The sequence below is a fragment of the Frankia sp. AgB1.9 genome, assembly GCF_016786355.1.
GTDB lineage: Bacteria > Actinomycetota > Actinomycetes > Frankiales > Frankiaceae > Pseudofrankia.
In genome coordinates, this window is sequence record NZ_JADWYX010000125.1 from 1 (window position 1) to 15810 (window position 15810).

A 15810-nucleotide genomic window follows, 5' to 3' on the forward strand; every position below is an offset into this window, starting at 1 on the left:
GGGCCGTCGACCGGGGGCAGCAGGCCCTCCACGGCGACGAGCGCGTTCGACAGGCTGTCGAGCGGGCCGAGGTCGTCGAGGGTGCGCAGGGTCTGCCCCACCGGGGTGACGCGCGGGCGGACGCGCTCGGGGCGCCGGCCGAGGATCTCGCCGGCCAGGACGTAGAGCTGGGTCGCCTCGTTGATGGACTCGATCGTGTCGCGCCGGAACAGCTGGTCGGCCCAGGCGATGAGGTTGTCGAGGTAGTGCATGACGACGGCCTTCATGTAGGCCGCGGGGCGCAGCCGGGCGATCACGTAAGGCTTGAACGGGTCCGCCTGCCACGCGGCCACCTGGTCGGCGAGCTCGGCCGGGTCGCCCAGCAGGTCGGCCAGCGTGCGCACGCCGCGAGCGGCCTCGTCATGCAACGGCTTGACCTGCCAGAACCGCTCCGGGCCCGGGTCACCCAGCCCGTCGTCGCCGGCCGCGGCCGCCGTTGGATCGAAGATGTAGTGGAACCATTTCTGGGCGTCGTCGAAGCGCTGGTTCTGGCTCAGCTGGACGGCGATGAGGAACGGGATGTGGAAGAACAGCTCCCAGTTGTAGGCGGAATAGGCGCCGCCGTAGCTGAAGTCGACGTCCTCCACCGGGTGCCGGGGGTCGACGAGCGGCCCCGGGAGGTAGTCCGCGAACGCGGGCGGGGCGTCCGCCAGCTCCTGGTTGGCGAGCGTGAGCAGGCCGTCGATGCCCTGGTGGTTGAGCGCGCGCAGGAAGTCCGGGACGCGTGCGTGGAAGAAGGCGGTGAACAGGACCTTCTGGTCCGAGGCAGCGGTCGGCGCGACGTAGGTGAGCAGGTACGTCCGGCGGTCGTCCTGGAAGAACAGCGGGAAGGAGAAGTTCGTCCCGGTGTCGCTCTGGTGCCCCTGGAGGAGCCGGAACGCGCGGCCCGGCGTCGCGGCGAGCACCGCCATCCGGCCGAGCGCGCCGGTGCTGTCCTTGTTCTCCACCAGCGTCATCGCCGTGATGTCGGTGCCGAAGACGGGCAGCAGGTTCGGCGGGGAGAGCGGCCGAGCGGCCTCCGCGGCGGGGACGGCCACGACGTTGCCGCCGACGTCGTCCTGGATGAACTCGCCGATTCCCTGCATCGGGTCGACCTGCGGCGCGACGTTCTCGACGGTTCCCGGCGTCGTCGGCTGGGGTGCCCACGGCGCGAGCGCCACCGTCACCCCGATCCCGCCGGGGCCGAGAAGGCCGATCCATTCCCATTTCGACGACACGGTGCTGATCGCGTAGGAGCCACTGTGCAGCTCGCAGTAAAGGTCCTCGTTGACGATCGGGTTCTGGCCGTTCTGGCGCGTCTCACCGTGGTCGTCCACCGTCAGCGACGCGACGAGCGTGTGGTCCGACGAGCGGCGCAGCTCGACGGTGATCTTGCCAGCCTCCGACGGTCTCGGCACGGCCTGCTCGATCTGGAACCGCACGACCATCTGGTAGCCGGCCGGCTGCCCGAACGCGTTCCTGTGCTGGTAGAAGTCCGCGATGTGCTCGACATTGGTCTGCGGGGAAGCGCTGCCGGAGGTCGTGACGGGGGGCCGGTCGGTCGCCACCGGGCCGTAGCACTCGATCGAGAGCTGCTCGCCGACCAGCCCCTGCTGGAAACGGGTCCTGAAGGAGAAGTCCCGTGGCTCCTGCTGCACCGTCGGCCACGGGTGCCTGTTGTGCTGCAACGCCGTCGTCGAGATCCGCTTCGGCTCCCAGACGCCGTTACGGAGCTGGCTCCAGGCGCATTTGATCTCCCAGTACTTCGTCGGGTCGGCCCCGGCGTCCCGCTGGTCCTTCGACGGCGTGTTGGTCTTCTCGGTGAAGACCGCCCAGAACAGGTGCAGGCGCCGGTTCCACACCACCGGCATCAGATGGTCGCCCTCGATGTCGACGTCGACCTTCTCCCAGGCGGACCACACGCCGGCGGTCAGCCGCCGGTAGAAGTACAGGTTCGGCGTCGCGTGCGTGCGCCCGATGACGTGCAGCACCTCCGGCTCGGCGCCGCCGGTCTCGTGGTAGAGCCCGACGATGTCGAGCCGGGCGACCTGGTCGAGCTTCTCCAGGTAGTGCAGGAACGCGTCCTCGGCCGTGGCCGCGGTGAGGTCGTCCTGGAGCAGCTCGTTCTCCAGGTCGGCGAAGAACGGCGTCTTGCCGTCGCGCAGCTGTGGCTCAAGCCAGTTCTCCGGATAGAGGAGGACCTGCCGGTTCGCCTCCCAGATCCGGTACTGCTTGCGCCACCGGGCCCACTCGGTGGCTTCCTCGGGCGACAGCCGGACGTCGTCCTCCAGGCTCATGAGGCCGCGCTGCACGAAGAGCTGGACGGAGCTGATCGCCTGCTTGAGTCGCGTCGTCGTCATGCACGGGCTCATCTCGACGTCGATCAGGAGCCGTTCGTAGAGCTCCGCCGAGTCGCGCAGGCCCAGGCTGGCGGTGAGGTAGGACACCAGCGCGGCCCGGCGGCGGTCGCGCAGCGGCCCGTGCAGCGCGGCGGCGACGTCGAGCCACTGCGTCTCGTCGAGCCGGGCCCGGACCAGGTCGCGCACGCCGAGGGCGGTGGCACTCAGGGCGGCGTAGTCCGGGCTCGGCGCGGTCCAGGTGAGCACGTCGGACGCCGACGCGCCGAGCTGCCGCAGGGCCGCGAACGCGTCGACCAGCCGGGCGAGCGGCGCCTCCGTGGCGAAGTCGGCCGCGGCCTGGTCGAACGCGGTGCTGGCCGCGAGGTCCGTCAGCGCGTCGAGATCCCAGCCGGCCCGGTCGTGCAGGACCGTGTGGACCGCCGGCAGGCCGGCACCCGGCGCCGTGGCCGCGGCGAACAGCTCGGTCAGCGACGTCTCGCCGCCCGGCAGCGCGTCGCGGACCCTGGCCAGCTCGGCGAGCCGGGCCCAGCGCCGGTACCGGTCGTGCGCGTCGCCGACCGGTACCGCGGGCAGCGTCCGCGGGTCCAGCCAGGTGCCGTTGCCGTACTGGAACACCCAGTCAAGCTGCCGCGACGTCCAGCCCAGCCGGGTCCCCAGCACCGAGATCTTGTGCAGGAGGCCGACCGTCGCGAACTGCGCGGGGAAGGCCGCCGGGGTCGCGGCGAGGTTCGGGCTGCTCAGCGCGAAGGTGGGCGCGAGGAAGTCCGCGACCGCCCGGGCGCCGGCGAGGTCGGGCGAGGGCAGCCACCGGCCGACGAGCGCCTCCGCGGCCGCCGGGTCGAGCGCGAGGGCGTCGGCCAGCCGCTGCGTCACGGCCCGCCGGCCGAGGGTGTCGCGCAGGTAGGGGAGCAGCGTGGCGAGGACGCGGACGAAGCGTTCCGGCGGCGTCGGCACGGGCGCGTCGAACAGCGCGTCGATGTCGTTGCCCGCCCCGGCGCTGGTGAGGAACACATCGGCGGCGGCGGGGGCGCCGGCCGCCGTTCCTGGCGCGTCATACAGCGCGGCGACCGCATTGCGGTAGTCAGGGTAGGCGGACGCCCGGTCGAGGGTCGCGCGCTCCGCGTCGGTCATGACGCCCTCGAACGCCAGCCGCCGCGTGACGGCGTTGTAGTAGCAGACGGACCGCAGCGCGTCGGGCAGCCGGAAACCGGCGGGCAGCGCGGCCAGGCCGGCGTCGAACGTCGGCACCGAGAAGCGGTGCAGATGGCGCCCGGCGATCCGCTTCGGCTCCTGCAGGAGCGTGGCGACCGCCTGGCGGAACGCCGCGTCGGTGTTCGGCGCGGCGGTGAGCCGCGTCGCCTCGTCCGGCGTCATCGTCCCGACGAACCGCAGCTGGCCCGCGGTGGCGTCGTAGCTCAGCCGGTCGCGAAGCTCCTCTGGGATGACGACGGTCGGGGCGAGCACGGGTAGCGCGGCGGTGTGGGTGAACGTGTCGTTGAGGACGGCGACCACCTCGTCGACCACGCCCGCGCCCCAGTCGAGCAGGGCGAGCTTGCGCCGGGTGAGGTCACCGGACGGGTCGCTCGTCGCCCGGTCGGGGTCGGTGACGGCGCTGACGAACGTGTGCTCGGCCGCGACCGCCCGCAGGTCCGCCCGGATCAGGTCGAGCATCGCCGTGGCCGCCTCCACGGTCAGGGGTGCCGGGCCGCCGGGCGGGGAGGTGGCGCGCAGTGTGTAGTCCAAGTCGTCCACCGTCGCGCCCGAGGCCCGGATCAGGTCGACCTGGCGGACGTGGTCGAGGGTCGCGGCCGTTGAGGCGAACGGGTCCACGGCGACGAGCCGCAGGGTGGACAGGTACTGGCGCACGGGCAGCCGCAGCGCCCGGGCCAGGGTCGCGTGCCGGTGTAGCCGCGAGAGCGTGGCGAGGGTGAGCTGGTCGGTCGTCGTGCCCGGAGCGGCGCCCGGAAGCACGTAGGGGTCGGCGCGCAGGAGCGCGAGGTCGTCGGCGCTGACCTGCAGGCCGGCGGCGATGGCCGGGAGATTGTCCGAGATGAGGCCGCTCAGCGCGTCCGGGTCGGCCGGGAGGGCGGCGCCGGCCGCGGTGCGACTGCTGAACAGCGTCGTGTAGAGCGACGGGACGGTCGGCGCGCCGTCGGCGAGGTGGTCGACGTAGGCCTGCGTGTCGAGGTCGGCCCACCAGCTCAGGACGACCGCGACCGGGAGGCGGAACCGGGTGCGCAGCCGCTCGACGTGCGACAGCTGAACGAGGAAGCCGGTCGTGAGGTCCGGCTTGCCGTCCGTCGCGGGCGCGAACGCGGTGATCGCCCTGTCGAGGTCGCGCCCGGCCCACCCGGACAGCGCGCGGGTCAGCCGGACGAACCGGTGCAGACGGTCCCAGGCCGCGGCGAGCACCGTGCTCTGGTCCGAGGGGGACAGGGTGGTGTCGACGACGGAGACGAGCAGCCGGCTCGGCGCGCAGGTGGCCGGGTCCGCGCCCGCGGCGGGCCGGATCTCCAGCGTCGCCCCCGACCCGGCCGGCGGGTTCACGAACCTGGCGGCGAGCAGGTCGAGGACCTCGTCGTAGCGCAGCCTGGACCGCAGCTGGAGGATCGACACCCGTCGCAGGACCTCGTCCCAGGTGCCGGTCGCGGGCGGCGCGCTCGCGTCGGCGGGATCGTCGATCGTGTTGCCCGCCGCCTGCAGGCCCCAACAGGCGGCGGTGCTCGGCAGCGGTGTCGGACCGGCGGCCGACGTGATCAGACGGGCCGCCTCGGGCGTCAGTCCGAGGTACTCGGTCGCGATCGCCGGGTCCGCCGGCGCGTCGTCGGGCGCGCCTCGGAAGAACGTCGTCATGAGCTCGTGGCGCGGCACCCCGAGCTGGCCGAGGTAGGCCCGGATCTCCTCGACTGGCCGGTTCAGCGGCAGGTCCCACGGGTAGTGCGCCTCGCGCAGCAGGTCGTAGGCCGCGTCGTAGGTGTGCTCGGGGGTGGCAGCCAGCTCCGGGGCCGTCCAGCTCGTCTGCGGCCAGGCCTCGACCTCGAACCCCCCGAACACGCCGTGGAACTCGACGGAGAAGGCCCAGGCCTCGTCAAGGATGATCCACGCGTTCGGGTCGGTGGTCCGCCCGGAGTGTTCCGGGCGGACCGACGCGGCCGGGGTGAGCGGGTACCCGAAGCGGGCGAACTCCTCGGCCAGCGCGTCCGGCAGATCACCGCCGCGCAGCGCGCCGAGGGCGGCGGCGAGGCGGCCGGTGGCGCGGATCGCGAACCGGCGGCCCGTGACGGCGGCTTCGAGCAGCTCGTTGACCAGGTCGACGTAGGGCAGCTCCGTCAGCGTGTTCTCGCAGGTCAGCGCGATGTGCTGGAGGTCGGGGCGCCGGTCCAGGAGCACCTGCAGCGGGGTCTGGTTGGACCGGATGGGGCCGCCGGCGAGGAACTGGGTGATGTCGACGAAGTAGGCGGCCGGGCTGTACAGCGAGGCGCACTCCTCGCAGTCACAGAGATCCAGGGAGCCGAACAGCCGCGTCCAGGTGGGGTCCGCCGGTGCTTCGGCGGTGCTCTGCGTCCCGGCCGAGCCGGTGGCGAACAGCGTGACGTGGTTCGGAGCGTGCTTCAGGTAGAGCGCGACGGCGGTGGCGTGGGCGCGCTCCGCCCGGCGGTAGAGGGAAAGCGCCCGGTCGGCGCCGCGCAGCGGCTCGGCGAGGTCCTCCGAGAAACGCCGCGGGCCGCGCCGGACGATCGCCGTGGACGAGTGCAGGTCGTCGGCCAGCAGCGCGCGGATGTCGTCGTACCGGTGGGTGACGGCGAAGATCCGCTGGAGGCCGGTGAGCGCCGCCGTCACGGCGTTGCCGTCCGCGACCCCGCCCAGCTTCTCCGCCGGGCTGTCGCCCAGGAACACCGCCACCGGCTCCACGCCGAACTGGAACGCCGGGTTGTTCGCGAAGAAAACCCCGAGGTCGGCCGCGACCGCCGCCAGCGGGTTGTCCGGCGCGGTGTCACCCGCCAGGCGCGCGGCGACGGCGGGGGTCGGGAGGGCATCCTCGACGCGTGTGATCAGCGTCCGCGCGTAGTTGTCCACGCGGTCGTCGTCCGACGCGCCGGGCGTCCCGGGTGGCACCCCGATCGGCTGCCCGTCCGGCTGGGTGCCGCGCACGACCGCTCGCCAGTCCTCGACGTCGAACCCGGCGAACGGGCGCAGCTGCGCGTCGGCATCCTGCCCCACCTCCTCGGGGTCGCCCGGCGCCCGTCGCCACAGCTCACGGACGAGCGGCGCATGCCCGCCGGCCAGGTCGCCGACCCGCACGGCGAACCGGATCGCCGCGACGTCCTGGCCGTCGAGACCGGGCTGCTCGGCCAGCGCCGAGGAGAAGTCCCGCGGGTTCGCAGTGTGCGTGGCATAGAGCCCCGCCACCAGCGGCCGCTTCGCCGGCTCGACGTCGACGGCGTCCAACAGCGAGCCCAGCGGCACCGTGCCGCTGTCCTCGCCGCCGCTGTCCTGGTCCGGGCGCAGCAGCCGCTGGGCCTGGAGCGCCGTGACCCCCGCCGCGACCTTGTCCAGCGCGCCGGGCGACAGCGTGGCTGTGACGCCGGACCTCGCGGCGTGCCCGAGTGCGTCGCGCAGCTGGTCCGGGCCGCGGTCGAGCAGGCCGGCGAGGTCGGTCGGCAGGCCGAGCCGGAACCAGGCGTAGTACGCCGACGAGGGAACCGCGTCGGCCTCGGCGTGCAGCCGCGCACTGTCGCGCAGCCAGCCGATCTCCCGGGTGCCGAGGCCGGTACTGCCGGAAAGAAAGGCGATCTCACTGTCGTTCAGGTCGACGGGGGCGACGTCGCCGAGCGCGGGCGCGAGCCGCGCCAGCACCCGGTCGTGCTCCGCCGCCGCCGGCCGGTCCCCGAGATTCAGGTCGACGGTCTCGTGCACGCCCGCGTCGAAGAACACCCGCGACTCGGCGCCAACGGCCTCGCCGTCCCCGCCGACCACGCGGACCTGGACGTCAGGGTCCGTCTTCCCGGCGTACGACAACCCAGCCCACGGGTACGACAGCTCATACGTCCCGTCGCCGACGGTCGTCGCCACTCCGAGCGACCGAAATCCACGCAGGCCGACGTCGATGATCTCCAAGTCGACGCCGGTCAACGGCTGGCCGCCCCGGGCCACCCGGCCACGGACGACGCGCTCCGGCGGTGTGTCAACGGCGCCGGTACCACTGTTCGCATCAGGCATGTCGACGTCTCTTCGTCTCGCTGGAACGGTGCTTACCGTGCGCGGGCCAGCCGGCGGGGGACGACCTCATCGCTGGAGCACCCGGTCGCCGCGCCGGTACCCGGTGTAGTCCGGCCCGGGACCGAAGAAGAAGGTGGCCATGTAGTGAAACTCCTCGCCGAACGGGTTCTCCTTCGCCACGGGCCGGACGTCGTTCTCCGTGAGGTGCGGCCCGGGATCGGTGTCGGTCCAGGCGCCGCCCTCGTAGCCCGGCGGGGCGACGGGTGAGTGGCCTTCGGTGGACATCCTGAGCAGCGCCGTCAGCCCGAAGAAGTCGACCATCTGCTGCTCTCGACCGCGGATCGCCAGGTAGGCGGGGTCCGCGTACCGCCGCGCGTAGTCGGTCGCTGTGCCTACGGCGTACCGGTCCAGCATCGCTCCCGTGAACCCGGCGCCTGTCCGCTCCCGCTGCTCGTCCGCGTGGTGGTTCCGATCACGGAGCTCGATGGCTAGCTGGGCCTGCGGTTCTATCGGCTTGTTGAGGTCGACCTCCATCGACGTGCGGCCCGCGTAGAACAGCCCCGTGTCGGTGTTGTACTTGAAGTACGTGACATAGACCCGGCCCCACAGCGGCTTCTCGTCCTCGTCCTTCTTCTTGGCTTTGGGCTGCGGCGCCGCGTCCGGGTCCTGGACTTCTGGGATCTCATTGGGGTTGTCCATCTGCTGCCGCTTCCGCTGCGTGTCCAGCTGCTCCTTCGCGGTTTCCAGCTCCGGGTGGAAAAGGTCCTTGTCCGGCATCCCATAGGGGTTGCCGTACTGCGCTAGGGACGTCGACCGGCGCAGGTAGCGCAGAGTGGACAGGATCACGAGCGCTTCTTCGGCGGCGCCAAACGCGGCCGGGACGATCGCGTCCAACACGGCGGCAGCCTCGGCCGCACCCGTAGCACTCCCCGCGCCCACGCCGACCGCTTCCGCCTCCGCCGCGGCGGTACCTGCCCCACTCGGGACTAGGCGAAGATTGGGTAGCCGTGGTGCGGGGGGCGGCACTGGCGGCGGCTCCCAAGCGGGCGCTGCTTGGGAGCTCCCGCCAGTCCGGTCTACCTTGCGTACCGGATTGCCACGCGTGTATTGGAATAGATTGGGGCCGTCGGCCAGACCGGTGGGATCCGCACTGGCCCAGCGTCCGAGCCAGCAGGCGTAGTAGCGCGCGCCGTGGTAGCTGAGCCCCGATTCCTCGTCGCGTTCCATTCCGGTGAAGCGGTAGCGTTTCGCGGGTACCTCGGCGGAGGAGTCGAGTAGCCGGTAGGCGGTTGTGCCGTAGGGGTGGAACTCCTCGTAGGAGATGACCTGGGCGGTGCTGTCGAGTTCGACGGTGGCGGAGCCGAGGTGATTTCCGTACTGGTAGCGCCACAGGGTTCGTTGCTTGACCTTCAGCCCGTTGGGGCCGGGCGTGGAGGCCGCGGTCAGGACGTCGTCCACCAGGAGGACCCGCTGTTCTCCGTCGAACAGGTGCAGGGACTCGACCTCCTCGGTCACCGCGCCCTTGCTGTCTCTGCGGCGGTAGAGCTCGTAGCCGTCCAGATAGACGCGGTCCTCGGTCCCGGTCACGGTGCCCCCGCCGGCACCGGTGCGGCGCAGCAGCTTGCGGGTGCGTTGCTTGTCGATGCCGTAGTTGTAGAAGGCGTCGCCGCCGCCCAGTAGGTCGAGGGCGCGGATCATGTCGCGCCAGTCCCAGCGCAGGTCCTGGGCCGGGGCGGTGTTGGCCAGGTTGAGCATGCTGCCGTGGTCGTCGGGGCGGTAGGTGACAGCGTTGGTGCGGTCGTCGCCGGTCCAGGTCTGCCAGATGCGGTTGCTGGCGGGCTGGTTGGCGTCGTCGAAGGCGTAGGCGTAGTCGCGGGTCCAGCTGCCGTCGGGCTGGCCGGGCAGGGTGGCCGCGCTGTGCCGGACCCGCGTCAGGTTCCCGGCCCGGTCGTAGCGGTAGCGCTGCGTGTAGTTGCGGGTGCTGTCGGGTGACGGGATCGCGCCCGTCGGCCAGGCGCCCTCGGGAACGGGTGGTGCGCCGACGGCCGCGGCGTTCTCCCGGCCGGTGGCCTCGACGAGCCGGTGGAGGGCGTCGTAGCAGTAGTCGTTGCTCGGCTCGACCTGCTGGTTGGCGAAGAAGACGGTCCGCTGCGCGTCGTCCTGGATGTGGGTGATGTTCCCGGCCGCGTCATAGGTGTAGTGCAGGTTCTGGACGCCACAGGGGCGCGCCGGGCGCGCGGCGTCAGGGTCGCCGCCGCAGTCGGTGGTGAAGGTGGCGTCGCGTCGCGTGTAGAGGTGCGTGAGCCGGTAGGTGTCGCGGTCGTAGGTGTACCGGGTGGTGGTGCCGTTGCCGAGCTCGAGGCTGAGGCGCTGGCCTTTGGCGTCCCGGGTGATGCGCGTGATCGCCGGCACGTTCTTGGACGGGTCGGCGTGCCACGTGAAGGCCGGGCGGCCGTCGGGGCCGGGGGCCTTGGTCGCCTGGACGTGCAGCGCCTCGGAGGCCAGCGCGCCGCGCTTGTCGTAGGCCCGGACGGAGACGGCAACCCGGTCGCTGTGCCCGGCCTCGCCGGCAACATCGACGGCGACGTCGACGTGCCAGCGGCCGAGCGTCGTCACGCGGGCAAGCGCGTCGTACCGCGTGAGCTGGCGGAAGGTCTCCGGTTCGAGCAGCGCCGCGCGGTCGGTGACCTGCCAGTCGACGACAGGCGCCGCGACGTCCTTGACCAGGGTGCGAGTGGCTTCCTCGACCGCGCCGGTGCGGTCGGCCCGCTCCACCGTCGCGGCGCCGCTCGGATCGTGGTGGCTGACGGTCTGGCCGATCAGATTGCGGTCGCGGGCGGCGGCGAGCCCCGCTTCGTCCACCAGCCCGGCGGAGGAGGTGAAGTCGTCGGCGTCGACGTAGGAGAACGCCTCGACGAGAGCCGGCGCATGCGTGTTGACGGTGAGCCACTGCTCGATCGGCCGGTGCAGCGCGTCGTAGCGGGCCTCGACCAGGCGGCGCTCGGGGCTCGCCGTGCCGTCGTCGAGGGTGCGCGTGTTGAAGTCCCACGCGACGAGCGGCTTGCCTGTCGCGTCGGGCAGCATCCACCGGTCACCGGCGTCCATGCTGTGCTGGAAGAGCAGGTTGCCGGCGATGTCGTAGCCCGGCACGGTGTTCGTCGGCAGGTCGTAGGCCGAGCGGTGGTCCGGCTGGGCCTGGTCGTAGAGCGCGGTGTGGTGGGGCCGGACCGGGAGGAGGTACTGCATCACCAGGTTGCCGAGGGCGTCGCAGATCCAGAGCGGTTTGCCCTCGGCGTCGAGTTTGGTGAAGGCGAGCGCGCGCTCGTCCAGCCAGGGCCGGTCGAGCGTCCCGACGTCGGCCAGGGCGGCGTCGTCGGACGGGGTTCGGTTGTGGGCGATCGCGATGACGTCCCGGCCGAGGCTGTCGAGGTGCGTCTCGGCTGGGGTGTCCTTGTGTCGTGCCGCGATCCGGGCGGCGCGCTGGTCGTCGGCGTCGGCGCCGGGGGCGGTTCGCTTGGCGTACCACCGGTTTCCTGGTTCCAGGACGGTGTCGTTCTGGTCGAAGTCCCGGCGCAGCCATGGGGAGAACTCAGCCCGGCTGAGCGTGCCGTCGGGGAACTCGGTGCGGATGAGGCGGCCGGCGGCGTCGTAGAACATCACCGGCGAGACGCCCACCGCGGCAGGTTCCGTGAAGCGGTGGCCGCTCGGCGAGAAGTACGGCTCGTAGCGTAGGACGGGCAGGCCCTTGTTGTTGACGACCGTCCTGCCGTTGGCGATCCAGCGGTCCGAGCCGGGGGACAGGGCGGCGGGATCGGGCTCTGCCCGCGACTTGGTCACGAAAGGCTGGCCCGCGCCGTCGGCATAGGCGAAGCCGACCTGGATGGGGACGCCGCCCGCGCCGAGCTCGGGATGGTCGTTGGGGGCGTCGTGTTCGTGCTTCTCGCGTGCGAGGTGGCAGGAGCCGGCCGCGGTGGCGGCCCAGACGACCTGCTGCGCCTCGTCCACCGACTCGCCGAAGTGGTAGACGAACCGCGTGGTCGCCGTCCCGAGCAGGCGGCGGGCCATGACCTCGTCGAGGTCGTCGGCGTCGAAGAACCGGATGACGTCGGCCAGATCGGGATTGAGCTGGGCGAAACTCAGTCCAGCAACCCCGTCGCCGGTTTCGGGCACCTCGTCGGCGACCTTTCCTGAGGCCGCGGTGGCGACGGGCAGTCCGTGAATGTCGAAGGCCGCTTCCGTGCGGTTGCCGTTGGCGTCCCTCAGCCGCGCCGGAGCGAGCACCCGGTGGTCGAACGACTCCACGGTCACGACGTTGCTGCGGGCGTCGGTGCTGCGGTTCACGAACAGGTGATCGTCGTCGTAGCTCAGCTTTGTCTCGTTGCCAAAGGGGTCGAGATAGCGCGTGGGCAGATAGAAGTGCGCGGCGGGGTCGGCGGCGAAGCCGGGGATTCCGGAGCGCAGCCACCAGGACCGTGCCGCCGCTCCCGCGGCGGGGCCGAGGACTGGGGTGCCGGGTTGGTAACCGGACGCGAGGAAACCCGCCTGGTCACCGGCCCGGCCGAGAGCGGCGCGGGCCTCGGCGGGGGTTGGACTTCGCGTGGCGGGGCCTGTGTAGACCGCGTCGATCAACGCGTCGGTCAGGGCGAGCGTGTAGGTCTCGTACGTCAGTCCGAGCCGGCTCGCCGTCCCGAGATCATGTGGGCCGGTGACGTCGTCTTTGAAGTAGAGCGTGGCGACCCGTTGGATGAGACGCCGGTGGGGCGCCTGGTCCGGCGGTAACTCGTGATATTCGAGCGGGCCGACGGGCTTCGTGGCCTGGCTGTCGAGGGCCGGATTCAGCTGGTAGTCGCGTAGCCGGCTGGCGGAGAAGTACGTGCTTCCGGCCGGCGGGTTGATCCCGGTGAGCTCGTAGGTCAGGACCTCGCAGGGCGCCGGTAGCCGGTGCAGGTCGACATCGGGCGGCGTCAGCTCGTCGGTGAAACGGGTCTCGGTATACCTGAGGTGCCGTTCGCCGTTCTGCACGGCGCGGATCAGGGCGACCTGCTCGTCGGTCAGCTCCGCGCCGGTGTGCTGGTCGCCGGCCGGTTCCGGATCGGAATACTGGCCGCGCCGGGCGTAGACGGCGGCGACGGACTGCACTGGCCGGCCGTAGCCGTCGAACCTGAGGGTGAGCGTGTGCTCGATCCGGGGATCTGGTTTCAGCGGCTCGGTCCTGCTCAGCGCCTGCTCGTAGTGATAGGTGAGGGACTCGCATTCGGTGGCGAGAAAGACCGCGTGCCGGTTGGGTCCCTGCCGCTGGACCCGCCGGATGTGTGTATTGTGCTGGGCGGCGGAGAGCAGCCGTACCGGTGTTTCCAGGCCGTTGTCCTGAAGTGCCCGGACGTCGAGTTCGATGACCTCCTGCCGCAGGGTCATGCCCTTGCAGGCGCGCATGGCCTCGCGCCACTCGTCGGCGTTCAGGACAGGGCCCGGTGCCTCGATCTCTGGTGAGGGGAGGCTGTGCTCGGCGAAGGCGCCGGCGCCGGCGGGCAGCCGGTCGGCCGAACGGGACGGGAAGTACTCCCGCTCGTACAGCCCCAGAATTCGGGAGCGGTCGGCGGCGATCCCGGTGTGAAACCAGGTGATGGTCTTGACCGGCGGCTGGTAGAGGCTGTGATCGGCGGTCACGAACGGGCTGTCCTGATTGGCGGCGGAGACATCGTCGAAACGCTGCGTGTCCAGCTGCTCGACCCGGCCGAACCCGCGGAACTCACGCTCGACGCCGTCGAAGTAGCCGTGGTGGTAGCTGTACGTCGTCGTGAACACGCTGCGCCGACGCTGATCGGTGACCGTCACCTTCTCCACGCAGTGCACCGGAAACGGCAGCCGGGTGACCCAGGGCGTGCCTGCCGCCTTGTCGCGCAGGTAGAATCGGGTCGATGCGGCGTAGTCGACGGTGGTGACGGCACCCAGGTTGTTGCGCACCGTCACGAGCAGATGTGGCTTGGCCGGGCCGGTCAGGTCGAGATACCGCAGCGGCCGGCGCGCGTCGCCCGGCAGGGCGGACGACCAGACGAGGCAGGCGGTGCCGTCGCCGCGCAGATCGGCGACCTGCACCTGGTCGACGTTGCCGGTGGCGACAGGCAGCGGCAGGTCCCGCGGTGGACCCCACTCGTTGCCGGCGCGGTTGAGCCACAGGCGCGCGCCGTCACGGCCGAGATAGATCAGATCCGTGGTTCCGCTGCCGTCGACGTCGGCCAGGCGGATCCGGCGCTGGTCGAAGACGTCACCCGGCTCGAACCACGGCGAGCCGTCCATCACGACCTGTGCGCCCCAGCGGTTGTACCCGAGGTTCGGCCAGTAGCAGACCTCGCCGTCGCGGATGCGCACGATGTCGGTCAGCCCGTCGCCCGACATGTCGGCCAGATAGACGCTCAGGTCGGCGTCGGCGAACACGATGCGCGGCCCGGCCCGCTCGTCGCGCGGCGCCGCCGTGTTCACCGCCGGCCCGAATCCGTCCCCGGCCCGCGACGGATACCACGTGAAGACCTCCGAACCGGTGATCAGCACGTCGGCGAGCCCATCGCCGGTCAGGTCGACGAAGCGCAGGTCGGGGTCGTTCCAGTCGAGGTTCGGGACGCCGGCGAACGGGACGAACTGGCTCCAGCCGCGGGCCTGGTCGCGCTCGTGGTACCCGGCGACCGGCGGGTGGAAGTCGACGAGGTCGAGCGCACCGTTGCCCTGAAGGTCCATCAGCTGCTGACGTCCGGCGGTGAGCGCGGCCATCGCGGGCCGGGCTGTGACCGGCGCGGCCGCGCCGAACGTCGGTCCCACCAGGCCGTCGCCGAGGTTCGGCTTGTAGAACCAGGTCCCGGCCTGTTCCGTGAGGATGCCGGACAGTCCCTCGCCGTCGAGATCGACCCACCGGTAGCCGGCGCCGAGACCGACCGGAAGGTTCCGCGACGCCTCCGGGTCGAGGTCGCGTACCTGGTCGCCGACCTCGGCCTTGCTGTATTCGAGCTGGAGCGGCGGGAGCTGCCGGCTGTGCCAGACCCCCTGATGGCGCTGGTAGCTCCACAGCGTCGCGGCCGTGAGCAGGCTGTGGCCCGGATCGCTCGCCGGGTTCTCGGACCCCGCTCGATACTCGAGGTTCAGCGAGCGCACGAGGCGGCCGTCGCCGACCTCAGGGTCCTCCGGAAAGCTGTGGAGCATCAGGATTCGGTGGCAGAGCCGGTAGGTCCGTATCTCGAAGCCCGCGCGGTAGCTGGAGAACGGGTCGTTGCGGCGCGCCCACGGGCCGACTGCGTCGGGGTCGGCGTCCGTCGCGTCGCCGTAGTCGAAGACGAGCTCGAACATCCAGCGGGTGCCGTCGACGGTTTCCTGGTTCAGCAGGCGTGGACGGCGCGGGGTGGACGCCTGGAGCAGCGTCGTGGCATTGCCGTACCGGATTCCGGTGAGGTACCGGTTCGCGGTCCGGGACAGGTCGTCCGGCGCGCCGCGCTGTCGTTCGTGTACCCGGGTCAGGTCGACGTCGGTGCCGTGTTCGGCCTTGTACTCGTAGACGACGGCATTGCCTTTGTCGTCCCGTTCCTCGCAGATCAGCCAGCTGAAGACCCGGGCCCGGTGCGCGGGGTCGCGGATGCGGCTGGTGTCATCCTTCCCATAGACGCGCAGGACGTTGTCCGCGGAGATCGATCGCCAGTGCACGTCGCCGTCGTCACGGGTCCAGCGTTCGATCCGGGCGAACATCCCCTCGATGCGGGGCCGGAAACGGCGGATGACGTAGCCGGGCACCGAGTCGGGGTCGTCGTCGACCATCTTGCCTGCGGCGTCGAGGACAGGGACCAGGTCCTCGGCGTCGGAGATCAGGAAGGTGTCGGTGTCGTCGCGATAGCGGGGGAGACCCTTGTCGGTCTTCCGGGTGATCGACGGAAGAGAAAGGCTCCAGCCGAACCCGAACGGACCGTTGCCCGACGCCGAGTCATAGCGGAGCATGAGCCCGGGGCCGAAACCGCCGCGACCAGGGGACGCGGGGAGCGGTATCGAGAACGCGGCTGACCCGGTAACCGGATTCGCGGCGAATTTCTCGCCCATGCCGCGAATCGCGCCACCGCCCTTGGGTAGCGATATGGTCGGCGGCCCCGTGATTGTCGAGCGTCCGGCTGCGTCCGCCGTCTGGGTCTCCGTGTCGTCAGGCCGCGACGGAGCGGTAACCATATCGCCCTTCGTTAGG

General features: G+C 71.4%; 2 protein-coding genes. Both read right to left on the reverse strand.

Features of this window, described 5'->3' with window-relative positions; translation table 11 throughout:
• A partial coding sequence (locus I6A60_RS34010; protein WP_203055788.1) for a neuraminidase-like domain-containing protein occupies window positions 1–7598 on the reverse strand: 7598 nt, incomplete at its 3' end.
• A gap of 66 nt (window positions 7599–7664) precedes the next feature.
• Entirely contained in the window at window positions 7665–15671 is an 8007-nt protein-coding gene (locus tag I6A60_RS34015; RefSeq protein ID WP_203018184.1) for a SpvB/TcaC N-terminal domain-containing protein, read from the reverse strand.
• Between the last annotated feature and the right edge of the window lie 139 nt (window positions 15672–15810).

Coding starts and splice junctions, on each gene's coding strand:
- I6A60_RS34015 (WP_203018184.1), bottom strand. CDS start 15,671: ATGGGCGAGAAATTCGCCGCGAATCCGGTTACCGGGTCAGCCGCGTTC.